General features: G+C 74.0%; 15 protein-coding genes. 7 read left to right on the forward strand and 8 right to left on the reverse strand.

The window, feature by feature from the left end; all coding sequences use genetic code 11:
- Positions 1 to 23 precede the first annotated feature (23 nt).
- The 4 genes from OG335_RS36685 to OG335_RS36700 all read left to right on the forward strand — a co-directional run bounded on the left by OG335_RS36685 (position 24) and on the right by OG335_RS36700 (position 3,644).
- The gene (locus tag OG335_RS36685; RefSeq protein WP_405009552.1) at positions 24 to 662 is read left to right on the forward strand and encodes a class F sortase; all 639 of its coding nucleotides are present in this window, start codon (positions 24 to 26) and stop codon (positions 660 to 662) included.
- Positions 663 to 847: 185 nt separating this feature from the next.
- The gene (locus OG335_RS36690) at positions 848 to 1,693 is read left to right on the forward strand and encodes a hypothetical protein (RefSeq protein WP_405009551.1); all 846 of its coding nucleotides are present in this window, start codon (positions 848 to 850) and stop codon (positions 1,691 to 1,693) included.
- A complete protein-coding gene (gene cseB, locus OG335_RS36695; protein WP_405009550.1) occupies positions 1,690 to 2,418 on the forward strand; it encodes a two-component system response regulator CseB in 729 nt (242 codons plus the stop codon). The genes OG335_RS36690 and cseB overlap by 4 nt, the downstream gene beginning before the upstream one ends.
- Positions 2,415 to 3,644: a sensor histidine kinase gene (locus OG335_RS36700; protein ID WP_405009549.1), complete on the forward strand. Its 1,230-nt coding sequence runs from the start codon at positions 2,415 to 2,417 to the stop codon at positions 3,642 to 3,644. Before cseB ends, OG335_RS36700 begins: the two co-directional genes overlap by 4 nt.
- 198 nt (positions 3,645 to 3,842) lie before the next feature.
- Here the strand turns inward: OG335_RS36700 and OG335_RS36705 are convergent, their stop codons facing one another.
- From OG335_RS36705 to OG335_RS36720, 4 genes are all read right to left on the reverse strand, one after another.
- Positions 3,843 to 7,223: a CARDB domain-containing protein gene (locus tag OG335_RS36705; RefSeq protein ID WP_405009548.1), complete on the reverse strand. Its 3,381-nt coding sequence runs from the start codon at positions 7,221 to 7,223 to the stop codon at positions 3,843 to 3,845.
- 755 nt (positions 7,224 to 7,978) lie between these two features.
- On the reverse strand, positions 7,979 to 8,473 hold the full coding sequence (locus OG335_RS36710; RefSeq protein ID WP_405009547.1) for a peptidylprolyl isomerase: 495 nt from the start codon (positions 8,471 to 8,473) through the stop codon (positions 7,979 to 7,981).
- Positions 8,474 to 8,570: 97 nt separating this feature from the next.
- On the reverse strand, positions 8,571 to 11,285 hold the full coding sequence (locus OG335_RS36715; protein WP_405009546.1) for a cation-translocating P-type ATPase: 2,715 nt from the start codon (positions 11,283 to 11,285) through the stop codon (positions 8,571 to 8,573).
- A 20-nt stretch (positions 11,286 to 11,305) separates the two neighbouring features.
- Positions 11,306 to 12,262, reverse strand: a complete 957-nt coding sequence (locus tag OG335_RS36720) for a polyphosphate kinase 2 family protein (RefSeq protein ID WP_405009545.1) — start codon at positions 12,260 to 12,262, stop codon at positions 11,306 to 11,308.
- Positions 12,263 to 12,792: 530 nt separating this feature from the next.
- Between OG335_RS36720 and OG335_RS36725 the strand changes: the two genes are divergently transcribed.
- On the forward strand, positions 12,793 to 13,131 hold the full coding sequence (locus OG335_RS36725) for a carboxymuconolactone decarboxylase family protein (RefSeq protein ID WP_405009544.1): 339 nt from the start codon (positions 12,793 to 12,795) through the stop codon (positions 13,129 to 13,131).
- A gap of 139 nt (positions 13,132 to 13,270) precedes the next feature.
- Here the strand turns inward: OG335_RS36725 and OG335_RS36730 are convergent, their stop codons facing one another.
- The 3 genes from OG335_RS36730 to OG335_RS36740 form a co-directional block, all read right to left on the reverse strand.
- Positions 13,271 to 13,594: a plasmid stabilization protein gene (locus OG335_RS36730; protein ID WP_405009543.1), complete on the reverse strand. Its 324-nt coding sequence runs from the start codon at positions 13,592 to 13,594 to the stop codon at positions 13,271 to 13,273.
- A 43-nt stretch (positions 13,595 to 13,637) separates the two neighbouring features.
- Entirely contained in the window at positions 13,638 to 13,880 is a 243-nt protein-coding gene (locus OG335_RS36735; protein ID WP_405009542.1) for a hypothetical protein, read from the reverse strand.
- Positions 13,881 to 14,117: 237 nt separating this feature from the next.
- The gene (locus OG335_RS36740; protein ID WP_405009541.1) at positions 14,118 to 14,588 is read right to left on the reverse strand and encodes an ATP-binding protein; all 471 of its coding nucleotides are present in this window, start codon (positions 14,586 to 14,588) and stop codon (positions 14,118 to 14,120) included.
- A 273-nt stretch (positions 14,589 to 14,861) separates the two neighbouring features.
- Between OG335_RS36740 and OG335_RS36745 the strand changes: the two genes are divergently transcribed.
- Positions 14,862 to 16,115 (forward strand): PP2C family protein-serine/threonine phosphatase, encoded by a 1,254-nt coding sequence (locus OG335_RS36745; RefSeq protein ID WP_405009540.1) that lies wholly within the window; start codon positions 14,862 to 14,864, stop codon positions 16,113 to 16,115.
- Positions 16,116 to 16,264: 149 nt separating this feature from the next.
- Here the strand turns inward: OG335_RS36745 and OG335_RS36750 are convergent, their stop codons facing one another.
- Positions 16,265 to 16,942, reverse strand: coding sequence for a macro domain-containing protein (locus OG335_RS36750; RefSeq protein WP_405009539.1), 678 nt, complete (start codon positions 16,940 to 16,942; stop codon positions 16,265 to 16,267).
- A 231-nt stretch (positions 16,943 to 17,173) separates the two neighbouring features.
- Here OG335_RS36750 and OG335_RS36755 point away from each other — a divergent pair, with 231 nt between their 5' ends.
- Positions 17,174 to 18,790: an ADP-ribosyltransferase domain-containing protein gene (locus tag OG335_RS36755; protein ID WP_405009538.1), complete on the forward strand. Its 1,617-nt coding sequence runs from the start codon at positions 17,174 to 17,176 to the stop codon at positions 18,788 to 18,790.
- Position 18,791: the final 1 nt, after the last annotated feature.

Below are 18,791 nucleotides of genomic sequence, written 5' to 3' on the forward strand. Positions count from 1 at the left end.
GGCGCGGCCGGCGCCCCTCGTGGGTGCCGGCCGCGTCGGTCGGCGCGCTGGCCCTCGTCCTCGGCCTCGGGACGGTCGCGCTCGGCGAGGCCCCGGACCGCACCCCGGTCCGGATCACCGGCACCGACAACGGCACCGGCAACGGCGCGGACCCGGCCCGCGCCGCGGCCCCGCCGGACCCGGCCGCCACCCCCCGGCCCGGACTCCCGGCCTCGCCGCCGGTGCGCCTGCTGATCCCCCGGATCGGCGTGGACGCGGAAGTCGGCTCCGTCGGCCTGAACACCGACGGCACCGTCGAGGTGCCACCGCTGGACCGGCCCGCCCTGGTCGGCTGGTACCGCGACGGTGCCGCGCCGGGCAGCCGCGGCCCGGCCGTCCTGCTCGGCCACTACGACACCCGCAAGGGCCCCGCGGTGTTCCACCGCATCCCGGAGCTGCACCCCGGCGACCGCATCGACGTCGTCCGCCGGGACGGCCGCACCGTCTCCTACCGGGTGCGGTCGAGCGGGCAGTTCAGGAAGACGGCGTTCCCCACCGAGCTGGTGTACGGGGACACCCCCGACCCGCAGCTCAGGCTGATCACCTGCGGGGGCACGCTGGGCGGCGACGGGCACTACAGCGACAACATCGTCGTGCTGGCGGACCTGGCCGGGACGGTGTGAGCGGGCGGCGGGCGAGCGCCCGCCGCCCGTGGTGCAGACTGACAGCCGACCCCGCCAAGCCGCTGACCCACCACCCTGCCGACCCGCCAGACCGCCGACCCCGCCAGACCGCCGACCCCGCCGCCCTGCCGACCCGCCACCCCTGCCGCCCCTCCGGTGCGGCCGACCGAAAGGCCCCGCTCCGCGTGAGGACACGGACCCGCCCCACCGCCCTCGCGCGGTACACGGCCCGCACCGCCGCGGCCGTCGCCGCCGCCCTCGCCACCGCCGTGCTGCTCACCGGCTGCGGCACCCCCGGCCCGCTGCACGACGCCGGCCCCGCCCGGCCGATCGCCGCGCACCCGAGCCCGCTGGCGCTGTGGCCGGCCGCCGCCACGTCCGCCCAGGCCACCCCGCAGCCCACGGCGGACCGGCCGCCGCCGGAGCCGCTGCCCTCCCTCACCGCCCCGGCCGGGGGCCTCGGCGCGCTCGGCGCGCCCGCCGTCCTCGCGCACGACCCCGGGCTCACCGACCTCGAACACCGTGCGCTGAGCGGCAGTTGCACCGGCTGCACGGTCCAGCCCGCCCAGTACCGCGACCTCAGCGGCGACGGCCGCCCCGAACTCATCACCGCCGTGGTCATGCCCGACCGCGACTCCGGCGAGGGCCAGGCCGTCCTCCACGTCTACACCGAACGCGGCGGCGGCATCGTGCCCGTGCTGTCGGTCACGGCCCTCGCCGGCTTCACCGCCGACACCGTCGGCCGCGACCTCGTCGTCCACGAGCCGACCGGGCCGCTCGCCCGGACCAGCAGCACCTACCGCTGGAACGCGGTCCGGATGGCGTTCGCCGACCGCCGGATCACCTCCACCGGCCCCGACGACGGCGCACCCGCCTGCCCCACCGCCGTTCCGGAGCCGCGGCCGGCCGCCCCGGCCGGGAAGACCGCCGCACCCAGCGCCCGGCCCGCCGCCGGCCCCGGCGCGACGGAGCCGCCCGGCCGCGCGGAGTCCTCCGTCCTCGTCGTGCCGACCGCGACGGGGCGCCGATGACCGCCGCGCCCCCGCCGATGCCGCGCATCCTGCTCGTCGAGGACGACGAGGTGATCCGCGAAGCCACCCAGATGGCCCTCGAACGCTACGGCTTCCCCGTCGACACCGCCGCCGACGGACTGGAGGGCCTGGAGGCCTTCCGCACCCGGCAGCCCGACCTGATGCTGATCGACGTCATGCTCCCCCTCCTCGACGGGGTCGGCCTGTGCCGCCGCGTCCGGGAGGAGAGCCCGCTGCCGGTCCTCATGATGTCGGCGCGCACCGAACCCGTCGACGTCGTCTCCGGGCTGGAGGCCGGCGCGGACGACTACGTGGTCAAGCCGTTCGAGATCGCCGTGCTGGTGGCCAGGATCCGCACCGTCCTGCGCCGCACCGGGCCCGCCGCCGGGCCCGCCCCGGACACCGCGTCCGCCGCCGGGCAGCCCCACCGGTCCGCGGTGCGGGTGATCGACGACCTGGAGGTCGACACCGACGCCATGGAGGTCCGGGTGGCCGGCCTGCCGGTGCCGCTCACCCCGACGGAGCTCCGGCTCCTGCTGGAGTTCACCGCCGCACCCGGCGTCCTGATGGAGCGTCAGACCCTGCTCTCCCGCGTGTGGGACTACGCCTGGGACGCGGACAGCCGCGTCGTGGACGTCCACGTGCAGCGCCTCCGCGCCAAGATCGGCACCGGCCGGATCGAGACCGTCCGGGGATTCGGCTACCGCCTGCGGCGCGTCCCGTGACGCTCCGCCGCCAGATCGCGGCCGTCATCGCCCTCGTGTCGTGCCTCGTCGCCCTCACCGTCGCCCTCCTGGTCCACCGGGCCTCCGTGCGCCAGCACACCGACCAGGCCCGCACCTCCGCCGAGGCCGCCCTCGACGCGGCCCTCACCGGCTACGACCGCACCGGCGAACTCGTCGGAGGCTGGCACGCGGCGCTGGACGACCCGGCCGTCCCCGCCGACCTGCGCGCCCTCGCGGAGCGCGGCCGACAGGGATCCACCCTCGGCCCCGGCCCGGACGGCACCGCCCTGTGGGCCGCGGCCCGCGCGGACGGCCACACCGTCTCCGTCCGGATCGACTTCGCCGGGGACGAGCGGGCCGTCGCCGAACTCGACCGCGCCGTGCAGATCGCCGCCGCGCTGTCCGTCGCCGTCACCGTGCTCGCCGGCGTCCTCGCCGCCGACCGGATCAGCGCACGGCTGCGCACCGCGGCCCGCACCGCCCGCACCATCGCGGGCGGCGACCTCGACGCCCGGATCGGCCCGCTCGGCCGCCCCCGCGACGAGGTCGCCGAACTGGCCGCCGCCGTCGACTCCATGGCCGCCGCGCTACGGCGCAGACTGGAGGGCGAGCAGCGCTTCACCGCGGACGTCGCCCATGAGCTGCGCACCCCGCTGACCGGTCTCCTCACCGCCTCCGAACTCCTGCCGGACGGCCGTCCCACCGAGCTGGTGCGCGACCGGGTCCGCGCGCTGCGCGACCTCACCGAGGACCTGCTGGAGGTCTCCCGCCTGGACGCGCGCGCGGACCCGCCCGACCTCGCCGACCTTCCGCTGGCCCCGCTGGTGGCCCGGACGGCGGCGGCCGCCGCGCGGCCGGTCGCGGTCGACGTCACGGTGGACGCGGTGGTGACCACCGACCCGCGCCGCCTCGACCGGGTGCTGGCCAACCTCGTGGCCAACGCCCACCGGCACGGCCTGCCGCCGGTCGCGGTGCGGGTGGACGGGCCGGTCGTCACCGTCCGCGACCACGGGCCGGGGTACCCGGAGGGGATCCTGCAGGACGGCCCGCAGCGCTTCCGTACCGGTGCGCGGGAACGCGGCCGCGGGCACGGGCTGGGCCTGACCATCGCCCAGGGCCACGCGGAGTCCCTCGGCATCGACCTGGTGCTGCGCAACCATCCCGACGGCGGGGCGGTCGCCGAACTCCGGCTGCCGGAGCCGCGGTCGGACCGCATGCCGCGCTGACCGGGGTACCGCGCCGACCGGGGGCCGGACTGCCGCGCTGACCGGACCGCCGTCCGCCGGGAACGCCGCGGGCCCCCGCGGCCGTGGGTGGGAGTACCACGGTCGCGGGGGCCCGGTCCGTCCGGTGCCGGACTGCGGGGTGTCCCGGCGGCCGTGGCGGCCGGGACGGTGGTGCCGGTGCCGGTGCCGGTGCCGGTGCTAGGGGTTCGGCGTCCCGGTGATCACGAACTGGGATCCGGGCTCGATCAGCACGTTGCCCTGGGCCGAGTTGGTGATGGTGACGTTGGTCAGCGTGGCGGAGCCGCGGGCGCCGCCGTGGGCGAGGATGCCCGATCCGTTGAGGGACCGGTCGATGCGGACGTTGCTGACCTGGACGTTCGGCATGGAGCCGCCGCCGGTCTTGAACTGGATGCCGTCGTAGGTGGAGTCGTAGATGTCGGTGTCGCGGATGGTGACGCCGGTGATGTCCTGCGAGGAGGCGAACAGGGTGATGGCCCCGAACTCCTGCTGCTCGCCCCAGAAGGCGCCGCCCGTGCGGTACAGGGCGTTGTTGGCGATGAGCGTCTGCCCGGAGAAGGGCAGCGGGTCGTGGTCGGTCGCCAGCATGATGCCCGGGTAGTTCATCGTGTCGGAGACGATGTTGTTCTCGATGGTGTTGCCGTAACCGCCGTACACCGCGATGCCGTTGGCGCGCCACGGCAGCTGGATCGTGTTGTTGCGGAAGTGGTTGTCGTGACCGATGTCGACCGACTGGTCCTTCACGGCCTTGTTGGACCAGACGGCGAGCGAGTCGTCGCCGGTGGTGCGGAAGGAGGAGTTGAAGACGGTCGAGTTGCGCGTGCTGTTGGCGAAGTTGATGCCGTCGGCGTAGGTGTCGCGGATGCGCATGCCGGTGAACTCGAGGCCGTCGGCCGGGCCCCAGAGCGCGGGGATGTTGTCGTAGTCGCGGCCGACCCAGACGGCGACGTTGGCGTGCTCGATCCAGACGTTGCTGATCTTCGTGTTCTTGCCGAACCGGCCGTTGAGGCCGACACCGCCCTCGGCGTTGCCGTCACCGCCGCGGATCGTGCCCGAGCCGAAGATCGCGATGTCGGAGATCTGGGTGTTGTCGTCGATGTCGAAGCCGAAGTTGCCCTCGTGCGGGTGGTTGATGCCGCCCGCGTCCTGCGGCGCGGTCAGCGTGTAGAGCTGGGTGTGCCACATGCCCGCGCCGCGGATCGTCACGTCGCGGATGCCGACCTGGTTGAACTGGCCGCGGTTCAGCGGGTCGTCGGTCAGGATCTTCTGCTCCTGCCGCCACTGGCCGGCGGGGATCCACACGCAGCCGATCTCGCCCTTCTGGTCGGCCGTCACGGCCCGCTGGATGGCGTCCGTGTCGTCGAGGCCGTCGTTGGGCACGGCGCCGTACGCGGTGATCGAGGTGCAGCCGGCCGGCTGGGAGAGCGCCGGGGCGACCTGCTCCAGGTCGACGAGGTCGATGATGTAGAAGGCGGCGCTGTCACCGGCGTCCCGCTGGAGGCGGAACTTCGTGCCCGCCGGGTACGACTGCGGCAGCAGGGCGTTGGACTCGTCGAACAGCCGACGGGCGTCGCCGCCCGGCGTGTTGGTGAGGCCCTCGGGGCTGTCGGTGCTGCCGTACAGCCAGCTGTGCTTGGAGGACAGCGTCAGCTTCCGGTTGAAGGTGCCGTTGACGTAGAGGCTGATCGTCGCCGACTGGCCGCCGCCGTTCGCGGCGTCCGGGATCGAGTTGCGCACGACGATCGAGTTGGCGGCGTTGGTGGAGGTGAACTCCACGTACTGGCCGGAGGAGTTGAGCTGCACCGACCGGCGGCCGGACGACTCGGTCGCGAAGTTGGTGTGGCCGAACGTGCGCTTCTGGTCCGACTGCAGCAGGACACCGTTGTACTGGGCGTCCTCCGCCTCGTACTCGGTGTACGGCAGCGCGGCACCGCGGCCGACGACGACCGAGCGGGCGAACACGTTGTTGTTCTCGTTGGTCTCGGCGACGACGCCGGTCGCGTCCGCGGTGGCGGTGAGCGTGGCGCCACCGCTGGCGGCGGTCCAGGTGCCGGTGATCGGCACCTGGGCGGTCGCACCGGCGGCGATGGCGCCCGTGGTGCCGTTCAGCGTGGTGGTGCCCACGACCAGGCGGGTGACCGAACCGGCGGCGACACCGGTGGTGCCGCGGTTCTGCACGGCCACGGTGAAGCCGACGGACGCCCCCACGGCCGGGGAGGCCGGGTTGGTGGCGATGCCGGTGACCGTCAGGTCGGGGCCGGGACTCTGGGAGACGGCGAGCTTCGCGGAGCCCGTCCGGCTGTTGTTGGAGTTGTCCTGCTCGGTGACGGTGTCGGTGGGGTCGACGACCGCGGAGACGGTGTAGCTGCCCATCGGGCGCTTGCCGACGGCGACCGCGACGGTCGTCGAGGCGCCGGCGGCCAGGGCGCCCACGGAGGCCGAGCCGGCGACGACGCCTTCGAGGCTGACGTTGACGGTCGTCGCCGGGGAGGCGGCGGTGCCGGCGTTGCGCACCGTCGCGTTGACGGTGACGTCGTCCGCCTCGGTCGGGGCGGTGGGCGACCACACGAGGTCGGTGACGGTGAGATCCGGGTTGGGGGCCGCGGACCCGATCACCTGGAGCTCGGCGACCTGCGCGCCGGGCGCACCGGTGTTGGAGAAGAACGTGAGCCGGACGTCGGCGTAGCGGCCGGTCGCCGGGATCGTCACGGTGTTCTGGCCGCCCGGGCTGAACACGTAGTCGGCCCGTGCGCGCAGCGAGGTGAAGGCGGTCGCGGACTGCTCCCGGCCCTCGACCTGGATCGCCTGCGTCCTGGCACCCCAGGCGGGGTCGGGGTTGAGCTTGACGACCACGCCCTCGACGTCGGCGTTGGAGCCGAGCTTCACGGTGAGCGTCGACGGGAACCCTGCGGACTCCCAGTACGTGCTGACGCTGTCGTCGACGGCGTTGGCCGCGGTGTAGGTCTGCGTGGTCGACGAGGCCTCGATCGGCTTGTTGCGCGCCAGGTTCGAGCCGTTGACCGGCGGGTCGACCGGGCCCCCGCCGCCGCCCGTGCCGTAGATCTCCACCTCGGAGAGCTGGGCGGCGTTCCAGCCGGTGTTGCCGGTCACCTGGATCCGGACGTACCGGACGGTGGAGGCGGTGAACGGCAGGCTGACGGTGTTGGTGGCGGCCGGGTCGAACGTGCGGGCGGCCGACCCGGCGAGGGTGCCGAAGGTGCTGCCGTCGGTGCTGCCGAGCACGCTGAGCGTCTCGTTGCGGGCTCCCCACGAGGACGGCAGCTTCAGGGCCACCTCGTTGACGGCGACGCTGCTGCCGAGGTCGACCTGCAGCCACTGCGGGAACGCGCCCGTGGGGCTCTCCCAGTAGGACGCCTGGCTGCCGTCGGTGACGTTGCCGGCCGGGTAGCCGCCGTTGGCCCCGCTGGCGGTGACGGGCTTACCGAGAGCGAGGTTGGGTCCCTGCGCCGCGGCGGCGTTCGCGGGTACCAGTCCCACCGCGAGCAGTCCGGCGACCACCGTGCCGGCGATCAGCCGCCAGCCCTGGTGTTTCCAACTCATCAGATCCTCTTGTTCGTGATCGGGGGCATCCGGACGCGGTTCGGCGCCCGCAGCCCGACGGCGCACGGGGCGACGGGGGAGCGGGGCAGTCGGGGCGCGTACCGGTTGCGCCGAGGACGGTGGCGGGTCTCGCCGGCCGCCTGACACGGATGTGGCGAGGATCGGCAGTCCATGTGAAAGTCTTTTGCATGACTTGGTCGATCTTTTGCACTGCCGAGCTGGAATGTTTCTACGGGGTGACGACTTTGTCAACGGTCCTGACCTGACAGGTACTTGGCGGCGGCGGTCCGCGCCGCTGACGGCCCGTCGGACCCGCCCCACGTCGGCGGTGGTCCGGCGCGGGGGGACAGGGCTCCCGACCTGCACGTACGGCAGGCGGGCAGGGCGACCGGGGCGGTGACGGCGGGCACGGGGACCGCCGCGGCGCGGGCCGTCGGCGGATCGGACGCGGTTCCGGGGGAGTTGGCCCGGCGACGGGGCCGGGGCGGCCGGGCGCCAGGGCGGCCGCACCGCCCGCTGCAGGGGCCCTACGGGTCGTGTCCGGACTGTTCATCGGCACTCGATGACGTACCCGACCGGTGGACGTGACCGCACCGGCCCGGCCGAACCGCGGCCCCGCGGAAGGTGGCACGCGGGGACACACGGGGACACACGTGACTCCCGCACCGCGCGGGGGTCTTCACCGCGCGGGAGTCTTCACCGCGCGGGGACGGAGCCGCCGTGCCCGGGGAGATCCCCGGGCACGGGCGGGAGGATCAGCTCTCGACGACGCCGGAAGCGCCGACCTCGATGGTGGCCGAGGTGGCGCCGGACTGCGAACCGAGCGACTCGATCTTCTGGACGAGGTCGCTGCCCTCGACGACCTCGCCGAAGACGACGTGCTTGCCGTCGAGCCACGAGGTGACGACGGTGGTGATGAAGAACTGCGAGCCGTTGGTGTTGCGGCCCGCGTTCGCCATCGACAGCAGGAACGGGCGGTCGTGCTTCAGCTGGAAGTTCTCGTCCTTGAACTTCTCGCCGTAGATGCTCTTGCCGCCCGTGCCGTTGCGGCGGGTGAAGTCGCCGCCCTGAAGCATGAAGCCGGGGATGACGCGGTGGAAGGGCGAGCCGGCGTAGCCGAAGCCGTGCTGGCCGGTGGCGAGCTCGCGGAAGTTCCGGGCGGTGTCGGGTACGACGTCGTCGAAGAGCTTGAAGACGATGCGACCGGCGGCCTCGCCGTTGATGGTGATGTCGAAGTAGACGTTGTTCATGACCCCCATCCTGTCACTTCCGGCGGCCCGGGCCGAACCCGGGAGGGCGCGGGCCGACGCACGGCGGACCCTCCGACGGCGCGGTGTGCGGCGCCGCTCACGCCGCCGCCGGGCGTCGCGCCAGGTACTTGCCGGTTTCCCAGAGCACCAGCAGCACCACGGCGGCGAGCAGCGCCCAGCCGAACTGCTGGACGGTCAGCCGGGTGGTGCCCAGGATGTGGCGGAGTGCGTCCGTCTGGGTCACCAGTACGGCCAGCACGAACTCGCCGAGGGCTGCCCGGTTCATCTGCTTGCTGTCGAAGGTCGTCGGCGTCAGCGCGGACGCGGTGTCGCTGCGGCACTCGAACGCGGCCACGATCAGGCAGAGCGCGAACGCCGTGAACGCGATCGAGTTGCCCACCGGGGCACTGTCGTAGCGCCACTCGCCCAGCTTGATCAGCCCGATCAGGAGGGCCGTCACGACGATCCCGCTCAGCGCGACCGTGGTCACGACCGGCCTCGTCAGGACGGACTCGCCGCGCGGGCGCGGAGTGCGCCGCATGAGGCCCGGGCTCTCCTGGTCGAAGCCGAGCGCGAAGCCGAACGGCGCGTTCACCACGAAGTGGATCCACAGCACCTGCGGCGGCGTGAAGGGCTCGCCGGCCGCGATGTTGAGAATCGTCGCGCCGAGGAACGTCAGCACGAACGTGACCAGCAGCAGCAGGACGAACCGGATGTACTTGGTGAGGTTGTCGTAGAGCTTCCGGCCCTCCGCCACGGCGTAGACGATCGTGGCGAAGTTGTCGTCCGAGAGGACCATCCGGGCGGCGTTCTTCGCGACGTCCGTGCCGCTGCCCATGGCGATGCCGATGTCGGCGGCCTTGATGGCGGGCGCGTCGTTGACACCGTCGCCGGTCATCGCCACGACCTCGCCCTTCTTCTTCAGCGTCGCCGCGAGGAGCACCTTGTGCTCGGGCGCGACCCGGCCGACCACGCCGATGCCGTCGATCCGGGCCAGCTGCTCGGCCTCCGACATGGCCGCGAAGTCGGCGCCGAGCACGGCCTCCCCCGGGATGCCGAGCTGACGGGCGATGGCCTCGCCGGTCGTGACGTCGTCGCCGGTCACCATCCGGACCCGGATGTTCGCCGCCTGCGCGCTCTCCACCGCGGCCTTCGACTCCGCCCGCGGCGGGTCGACCATGCCGACCAGGCTGGTCATCCGCAGGTCGGTGACCAGGGCGAGCAGGTCGCCGTCCGGGTCGAACACGGCCGGATCCAGGTCCCGGAAGGCCGCGGCCATCACCCGGCGGCCCTCCCCGCCCATCCGCTCGCTCTGCTCTGCGGCGCGCCGGCTCGGCTCGCCCTCCCACGGCACGGCCGCTCCCGCGGCGAGCGCGGTCGTCGCCCGGGCCGTCACCGCGGGGGCCGCACCCTTGACGAAGCAGCGCACCACCGGGCGGCCCGCGTCGTCCACGGCGGAGTTGAAGGTGGCCATCAGCTTGTAGTCGGGGTCGAACGGCAGGGTGGCCAGGCGTGGGAACCGCTCGCGGGTGCCCTCGATGTCCAGGCCGGCCTTGTGGCAGAGCACCAGCAGCGCCCCCTCGGTGGGATCGCCGACGACCCGGCCGTCCACCAGTTTCGTGTCGCTCGCGATCAGGTACGGCAGCACCGCGTCCTCGATGCCGCCCGCGGTGCCCGCCGCGTGGTGGACCTTGCCCTCCAGGCCGTAGCCGGTGCCGGAGACGGTGTACCGGTCCGTGGGGCTCAGCACCTCCACGACGGTCACCTGGTTCATCGTCAGGGTGCCGGTCTTGTCGGAGTTGATCGCCGAGGTGAACCCCAGCGTCTCGACCGACGGCAGCTCCTTGACGATCGCGTTCCGCTTCGCCAGGTTGAGGCTGCCGAACGAGAGGATCACCTGCGTGACGGTGGGCAGCGCCTCCGGGATGGCCGCGATGGCCAGCGACACCGCGCTGACGAACAGGGCGTCCCAGGCCTGTCCGCGGGACCGGCCGAGGACGAACATCACGACCATGGTCAGTCCGGCCGCCCCGGCGATCCACAGGGTCAGGGTGTTGAGCTCGCGGGTGAGCGGCGACTCCTCCTTCTCGGTGGCCGACAGCATCCCCGCGATCCGGCCCAGCTCGGTGCCGGAGCCGGTGGCGGTGACGACCAGCACCGCGCTGCCGTGGGTGACCGGCGTGTTCATGAACGCCATGTTCGACTGGTCGCCGGGTCCCGCATCCGCAACGGTCAGCGTGGCGGTGTCCTTCGCGGCCGGGACGCTCTCCCCGGTCAGCGCCGACTCGTCGATCTGCAGGGCGCTCGCTGCGACGATCCGCCCGTCCGCGGGCACCTGGTCACCGGCGGCGACCAGCACCACGTCGCCCACCACCAGCTGCTCCGCCGGGATCTCCGACTCGACGCCGTCGCGCCGCACCCGGGCGGTCGCCTTCATCATCGACCTGAGCGCGTTCATCGCGCTCTCCGCCTTGCCCTCCTGACGCAGCCCGACCACCGCGTTGAGCAGGGTCAGGAGGACGAGCAGGATCCCGGTGCTCCACTGCCCGATCGCCATCGACACCACGGCCGCGGCCACCAGGATGATCTGCATGTAGCTGCGGTACTGCTCCAGGAAGCGCCGCCAGCCCGGCGGCGGCTCCTCCTCCGGCAGCACGTTCGGCCCGTCCGCCGCCAGCAGCTCGGCGGCCCGCACGGCGGGCAGCCCGACGGCCGGGTCGACACCCAGCCGCGCGGCGACGTCCTCCGGGGTCCGCGTGCACCACGCCTCCCGGGCGGGCCGTCCACCCGCCGGATCCGGCTCCGCCGTCATCCCGGTACCTCCGCCGTCCGTCACCGGCGTCGCCGGCTCTCCGGGTGGCCGGCCGCGTACGGGTCGGCCGCGGCGCCCACGGGCGCCTGCTTCTCGAGTTCGCGCCGGGCGGCCCGCAGTTCCTTGCGCGCCCGCTCGTCCACCGTCGGGTACTGCGGGTCGATCGTCATCAGCGTGCGGGCCAGGATCGCCGCGGCGCCGATCCGCGCGAACCACTTGCGGTCCGCGGGCACGACGTACCACGGCGCCCAGGCGGTGCTGGTCGCCGACAGCATCTCGGAGAACGCCTCCCGGTAGTCGTCCCAGCGGCGCCGTTCGCGGATGTCGGCCGCGGAGAACTTCCAGTTCTTCTCCGGCAGGTCGAGCCGCTTCATGAAGCGGGTGCGCTGCTCCTCCTGCGACAGGTTCAGGAAGATCTTGACCACCGCGAACCCGTTGTCGGTGAGGTGGCGCTCCCAGTCGTTGATCTCCCGGTACCGGCGCTCCCAGATCCCGGGCCCCCGGCTCTCCGGGGGCAGCCGCTGCCGGTCGAGGTTCTCGGGGTGCACCCGCACCACCAGCACCTCCTCGTAGTGCGAGCGGTTGAAGATCCCGATCTCGCCGCGGGCCGGCACCCGGCAGGCGTACCGCCACAGGTAGTCGTGGTCGAGCTCCTCGGCGGAGGGCACCTTGAAACTGCTGACGTGGACGCCCTGCGGGTTCACCCCGCTCATCACGTGACGGATCGTCCCGTCCTTGCCGCCGGCGTCGATGGCCTGGAGGCAGAGCAGCACCCCGTGGGTGTTCTGCGCGGCCAGCCGGGCCTGGTACTCGGCGAGCAGCGAGACGCCGGTCTGCAGGAGTTCGGCGCTGTCGCGCTTCCTCAGGTCGCCCCGGTACCGGGGGTCGAAATCCCGCTCCAGGTCGACCTCGGAGCCGGGCTCCACGCGCAGCGGCCGGATGAACTTCTCCAGCCGCTTGGCCCGCTTGTCCGCCATCGCCGACCACGTCCTCTCGCACTGCACCGCGGCGCGCCCGGACACCCGGGAACGGCGCCGACCGCAGGCCGCCCGGGGCCGGGGCGGGGCCCGCCCCGACGGCCGGGTGGTACCCGCTACGGTCCGCCCGGCCGGCACGGCCGTCAAACGGACCGGGAGGCCGGCAGGTCCGCCGAAGCGCCGGCGCGGCCCGCGGAACGCCCCCTGAGGGCCCGTCGCCGCCGGGTGACGATCCGGGTCCGGCACCCGAACAGCCCAGTCCGCGGAAACCGCGCCGGACTCCGTCCCGGGAGCGGGCGTCATGACCCGGGAAGGCCCGGAGGTGCGGGGCGGCACCGCCGCCGGGAGGCCGTGCCGCCCGGCTCGGCACCGCCCCGACGGTGCCACCGCCGCCGCGCGCGCCCCGGGCGGCGGGCGGCCGCCGGGCGGCCGCCGGGGATGGCTCCTACGGTGAGCGAAGTGTCCGGCGCCTACGGACGGGCCCTAGCGGTCCCGGGCGCCGGCAGCCTGCTACCAGGAGGTCGTTCGACATGTCCACCGCATCTGACACCCCTGTCCTGGACACCCTCGCCGCCATGACCATCGACTCGATCGAGCGGTGCGGGCTGTCCCCGGACATGCTCATCCTGACCCGGATCGCCGCGCTCGCCGCCTCGGACGCCCCGCCGATCTCCTACCTTGCCCACATCGACCCCGCCCTCCGCGCCGGCCTGACCTCCGCGCAGCTGCAGGACGTCCTGGTGGCCGTGGCCCCCATCGTCGGCACCGCGCGGGTCATGACGGCCGCCGGCAACATCGCCTCCGCACTCGGCATCGCGATCGCCGTCGCCGACGCGGAGATCGAGGCCGAGGCCGAAGCCCAGGGCTGACACCCGCCCGGCCCCGTCGCGGGCACGGGCAGGCTCCACGGCACGCGGTGGCGGCCGGAGGCTCCGGGAGGAGCCTCCGGCCGCCACGTGCCGTGCCGGCCCCGACGGACGCAGGCGGCGGTCGGGGCGACCGGTGCGGTCAGTGCCCCAGGGCCCGGGCGAGCTGCTGCTTGTTCATCGTGGAGCGGCCCCTGACGTTGCGTTGCCTGGCCTCGTTGTAGAGCTGCTCGTAGGTCGGCCCCTGCGCCCCGGAGTGCGAGCGCAGGCCGCCCCGGCGGCCGGAGGAGATGTCCTCGACCGAGCTGCGGCTCGCGGTCCGCGACTCGCCGTGCCGGGCCCGCTCCTTGTTGACCGTCCGGGCGGCGATCTCCTCCGCCCGCTGCTCGCTCTCGCCCCGGCCGAGGGCGCTGTCCCTGATGTGCTCGTACTGCCGTTCCCGCTTCGCACTCGATCCGCGTGGCATGACGGCTCCTCCTTCCGTGCAGGCCGTGCAGGTTCCTCCGGCGCTACGACGCCCGGCGCGATCCCGTTCCGTCGCCGGTGTTCCCCGGGGTGCGGGGCGCCGACCCGTCGTCCGGCCGGGGCGTCCGCCAGGGACGGTCCCCGGGGCCGGTACCGGCAGCCCCGGGCACCGGCACCGGTGGCGGCTCCTTGCTCCTGCGGCGCTGGCCTGCCACGAACGCCGTGATCAGGAAGGCGGTGACCGCCACTCCGGCGGCCACCGCCAGGGCGAGCTCGAATCCCGACATCGACTCCACTCCTTCCGTCCCGGATCGGATCCGGCGGGCCCGGCCGGGAATCTCCCGCTGCCGGGCGCACGACCGCGTCTACCCGCACGCGCGGTCCGGACACCGGCCGGAGCGGTACCGGGACGGACGGGTCGGGCGGGGGTGATGGAGCGGCGAAGCGGCGGGACTGCGGGACTGCGGGGCTGTGGGGCGGGGTGGGACGGGCGTACAGAACCGTGCCCGGCGGCCGCGCCCGGCTCAGGACGGCGGCGGTCGGCCGGACCCGCCCGCGGCGCCCCGCGGACCGGTCACCGGGATCTCGGCCCAGACGGTCTTCCCGCCCGGGAGCGGCATCGTGCCCCAGTGGTCGGTGAGCGCACCGATGATGTGCAGGCCGCGCCCGCCGGTACGGGACGCGCCGTGATGCCGGTACGGCACCGGACGGGCGGTGCTCCGGTCGGTCACGGTGATCCGCAGCAGACCGTGGCGGTGGTCCAGGTCGAGGCACCGCGGGCCGGCCGCGTGCTCGATGGCGTTCGTGACCAGCTCCGCGGTCACCAGGACCGCGTCGTGCGCGGTGGTGCTCTCCGCCTCCGAGGCCGGGGGCAGGTGCCACTCGGCCAGCGTCTCCCGGACGAAGTCGAGAGCGGCAGGCAGGTGCTGGGGCCCGGCACGCTGCGGAAAGCTGAGGCTGCGGTGCAGCGGGGCCGTGGCGACGGGACTGTTCATGGCGTTCCCCGGGCGGCCGACGACGGTGATCTCCCCCAGAGGGCCTTCCCGCCCTGCGGGCCTCCCACACGACACGGACGGAATTCGTCGAGGTCGCGGGGGGAGGTTGCAGGGGGCGGGGGAGGCCGCGGGGGAGGCCGCGGGGGAGGAGCGACCGCGCGCACCGCCGCCCCCGTACGCGGGCCTCCCCTGCGCGGAGGCCCGCGGCGACGTAGCGTCGCCGGAGGGCGCCGCACGGGCGGCGCCGTGGGACCGGCACCCGGAGGTGGGCGGATGGGCGGACCGGCCCAGGGCACCGCGGGTCCCGCCGCGGACGGCGCCGACCCCGGCCGCGGTGACGGCCTGCTCGGCGCGGTGCTGGCCACCGCCCTGGAGGCCTCGCACCAGGCCGCACCGCAGGACCTTCCCGGGCTGGTGGCCGCGTGGGGCCGGGCGCTCGGCCTGACCGGCGCCGAGGTGTTCCTCGCGGACCTCCAGCAGCGGCTGCTGGTGCCCCTGCCGGCCCCGGAACTGCGCGTGCCGGCGGAGGCCATGGACGTGGACGGCACCCTCGCCGGCCGCGCCTACCGCACCGAGCACACCCGGATCGCTCCCGGTCCGCCCCCGGCGGCCTGGATCCCGCTGATCGACGGCATCGAGCGCATCGGCGTGCTCCGCGTCGGCTTCACCGGGCCTGCCGGGGCGCCGGCCGGCGTGCTGATGGAGCGCGCCCGCGCGCTGGCGTCCCTCGTGACGCTGATCCTGGTCTCCAAGGGCACCTTCGGCGACGTGATCGTCCGTACCGTCCGCACCCGCCCGATGACCCTGCAGGCCGAACTGCTGTGGGCGTTCGTGCCGCCCCGCACCATCGGCACCCGGCACGTCACCTCCAGCGCGGTACTCGAACCCGCCTACGACGTGGCCGGTGACGCCTTCGACCACAGCCTGGCCGGCGACACGCTCCACCTGGCCGTCGTCGACGCCATGGGACACGACCTCGCCTCCGGCGGTGCCAGCGCCGCCGCCCTCGCCGCCTGCCGCTCCACCCGGCGGGCGGACGGCTCGCTCGCCGACATCGCCGAGGCGATCGACACCACCCTCGCCCGCTGGATCCCCGACCGGCTGCTCACCGCCGTCCTCGCGGACCTCGACACCGCCACCGGCCGACTCACCTGGGTCAACTGCGGCCACCCGCCGCCGCTGCTGATCAGGGAGGGCCGCGTCGTCCCCGCCGCGCTGGAACGCGCCGCCCACCTGCCGCTCGGCATCGGCGAGCACCGGCGCGCGCCCGTCCACCGGGCACGGCTCCAGCCCGGCGACCGGGTCCTGATCCACACCGACGGCGTCACCGAGGCCCGGTCCGCCGGCGGAGACCTCTTCGGCGAGCAGCGCCTCGTCGACAGCATCGTCCGGACGACCGCGGCGGGCGATCCCGCCCCCGAGGCGCTGCGCCGCCTCGTGCACGCCCTCCTCACCCACCGCGACCACCGGCTGCGGGACGACGCGACCGTCCTCCTCGTCGAGTGGCACCCCGACCGTGAGCCGTGAGCCGTGAGCCGTGAGCCGTGAGCCGTGCCTCGCCGGCAGGGCGGTGCGGCACGGTGCGGTGCATCGGCGCCGCGGAACCGTACGTCGCCCTGCGGGCGATCCGGCCGGCGGAGCGCAGGGGCCGACCCGCCGAGGGGTGAACCCCGCGGTCAGCGCCGGGAGGTGCGGCCCGTCGGCGGGGCGATGCGGACCCGCTTCGCGACGGGTGCGCTCTCGATGTCGTCGAGCTGCGCACGGATCGTGCTGCGCAGGTCGTCGTCGTCCTCGAAGACGTGGTCGTTGAACAGCGTGTAGCCCGTCCACATGAGGTTGGCGCAGACCCGCGCCGGCACCCGGCCGGTCCGGGCGCCCATGCCGACCAGGGCCACCGACCCGATGCTGCCCGGCACCTGCCGGTTCTGCCGGTGGATCGCCTGGAACGCGGCGGCGCACGCCAGGGCCACGTTCAGGGTCTCGCTGACGTTCTGCGAGGACTCCTGCATCGTCGGGGCCGAGATCAGGAACCTCGGCGTCACGGCTCCGGACGGGACGCACACGGCGCTTCCCACCGGGAGCCGTCCCGCGTACCGGTCGCGGATCGCCCGCTGCACCCGCAGCTGGATGCCCGCCCCGAGATGCCGCTTGACGACCGCGTCGACCCCGCCGTCCATCCGGCCACGGGAGTTGGTCGGGCTGACCCAGGCGTCGACGTCCTGGTCGAGGATGGAACCCCGGCGGATCTCGATGCCGGGAGTGTCGGCGAACGCCGCCCGCCACGCCTCCACCACCGGCGCGTCGATGTCGGTCAGCACGACCCTGAGCGGCGGCTGCACGCGGTCTTCGGTCATGGTCCACTCCGATCGGGAAACTGTCTCCTTGCCGATCACGAAGCTATCGGTGCCCGCTGACAGGACGTCCGCCGTCGGGTGGGCCCGTTCCCTGGGAGGGCCGTCCGGTCGGCCGGCCCGGGCCGCGGGTTGTCACACGCGGCCGGTATTCCTGTGGGTACCGCCGGACGATCGGCCGCCCGGCGGTCATGCCCTTCCCCGTACGGTTCGACATCTCGGAGCCCCTCCACCATGAGCGATGCCAGCACCCCCGCCACCCCCGACCCGAACGACCCGCTCGCGCTCGCGGAACTCTTCGCGGGCGGCGGCGAACCGTGGCTCCCGCTGCTGAAGCCGGTCATCGAGGCGCAGCCGGACGCGGCCTCGTTCATCGGCCCCGGCCGAGGCCCGTCGGTCGTCCCGGTGCGCGAGTTGACGTTCCAGGCGCTCAAGCCCCATGCGCCGCACCGGTGGAAGGTCGTCGTCTTCGGCCAGAACCCGTATCCGCGGCCGGAGAGCGCCACCGGCATCGCGATGTTCGACAACACCTTCCACGACTGGAAGGACAGCCAGTTCGGCAGGGTCGTCAGCATCCGCTGCATCATCAAGGCGGCGGCGATGTGGAAGTACGGCATCCCCAGGAAGACCCCGATCGCCGAGGTGCGTGCGCTGCTGAGGAAGCAGGACACCGTGCAGCCGCCGGAGTGGTTCCAGGCGATGCTGACGCAGGGCGTGCTGCTGCTCAACGCGGCCCTCACCGCCGACAGCGACGGGGCGGTGGGGCCCGACCGGCACACCGCGTTCTGGCGGCCGGTCGCCGAGCGGATCGTCGAGGAGATCCTCAGGGCCAAGCAGGACGCCGGGGAGGAGGACCGCGGTGTCGTCTTCGCCTGGTGGGGTGCGCACGCACGCAGCCTGAAGGCGGTCGTCCTCCGGCTCCAGAAGAAGTACCCCGACGTCGAGGTCCGGCACATCGACCACCCCAACCCCGCGGCGCAGGGCGACGTCTTCTGCGAGGGCGACCACTTCGGGACGGTCAACGCGGCCCTCGCCTCGCTGGGCGCCGACGAGATCGACTGGCTGCCGAGCACGGGGTGGAACGCGCGCGCGGCGGAGAGCGGCGGTGCGGGCGACGGGACCGCCGAACGGATGGGCGCGTTCATCGCGTCCACCATGGAGTTGCACCAGCTCTACCTCGAACGGCTCGCGAGCGTCAAGGACGAGGGACTCGTCCTCCCACCGATCACCGGCGTGTTCGACACCGCGCTCATGGACTTCCGCGCCGCCGTCTCGCCGGTCGCCGACCTGCTGCCCGGTCTGGGCCGACACGTCGACCGCTCGTACGAGTTCGGCAAGCGGCGCGCGGACGAGACGCCCGGCGGCCTGTCCGCCGACGCGATCTCCGCCCTCTACCTCTACACCTGCGAGTCCGCGTTCTACCGGGAGATCAACGCCGTCCTGCGCTCCCCGGACCGGACCAGGGTCGTCCCCTACCTCCCGTACCTGCGGCTGCTGTTCGCGGCGGTGTCGCAGCTCCCCGCCCGGACGGAGCCGCTGTGGCGCGGGGTGTCGCTGGACCTGCGGGCGCAGTACCCGCTCGGGCGGACGGTCACCTGGTGGGGCGTGTCCTCGTGCACGTCCGAGCCCGGTGTGGCCCGGTCGTTCCTCGGCAGCCGCGGCCGGCGGACGTTCTTCGAGGTGCGTCCCCTCCGGGCCACGGGCATCCGGAACTTCTCCGCGTTCACCGGCGAGGAGGAGTTCATCCTGCTGCCCGGCACGCAGCTGAAGGTGACGGACGTCAGGAGCGAGCGCGGCGGTCTGTGCACCGTGACGCTGACGGAGGTGGAGGAGCAGGCGGTCGTGTCCTGAG

The organism is Kitasatospora sp. NBC_01539 (assembly GCF_045040525.1).
Classification (GTDB): domain Bacteria; phylum Actinomycetota; class Actinomycetes; order Streptomycetales; family Streptomycetaceae; genus Kitasatospora.

Coding starts and splice junctions, on each gene's coding strand:
- cseB (WP_405009550.1), top strand. CDS start 1,690: ATGACCGCCGCGCCCCCGCCGATGCCGCGCATCCTGCTCGTCGAGGAC.
- OG335_RS36705 (WP_405009548.1), bottom strand. CDS start 7,223: ATGAGTTGGAAACACCAGGGCTGGCGGCTGATCGCCGGCACGGTGGTC.
- OG335_RS36710 (WP_405009547.1), bottom strand. CDS start 8,473: ATGAACAACGTCTACTTCGACATCACCATCAACGGCGAGGCCGCCGGT.
- OG335_RS36715 (WP_405009546.1), bottom strand. CDS start 11,285: ATGACGGCGGAGCCGGATCCGGCGGGTGGACGGCCCGCCCGGGAGGCG.
- OG335_RS36720 (WP_405009545.1), bottom strand. CDS start 12,262: ATGGCGGACAAGCGGGCCAAGCGGCTGGAGAAGTTCATCCGGCCGCTG.
- OG335_RS36725 (WP_405009544.1), top strand. CDS start 12,793: ATGTCCACCGCATCTGACACCCCTGTCCTGGACACCCTCGCCGCCATG.
- OG335_RS36730 (WP_405009543.1), bottom strand. CDS start 13,594: ATGCCACGCGGATCGAGTGCGAAGCGGGAACGGCAGTACGAGCACATC.
- OG335_RS36735 (WP_405009542.1), bottom strand. CDS start 13,880: ATGTCGGGATTCGAGCTCGCCCTGGCGGTGGCCGCCGGAGTGGCGGTC.
- OG335_RS36740 (WP_405009541.1), bottom strand. CDS start 14,588: ATGAACAGTCCCGTCGCCACGGCCCCGCTGCACCGCAGCCTCAGCTTT.
- OG335_RS36745 (WP_405009540.1), top strand. CDS start 14,862: ATGGGCGGACCGGCCCAGGGCACCGCGGGTCCCGCCGCGGACGGCGCC.
- OG335_RS36750 (WP_405009539.1), bottom strand. CDS start 16,942: ATGACCGAAGACCGCGTGCAGCCGCCGCTCAGGGTCGTGCTGACCGAC.
- OG335_RS36755 (WP_405009538.1), top strand. CDS start 17,174: ATGAGCGATGCCAGCACCCCCGCCACCCCCGACCCGAACGACCCGCTC.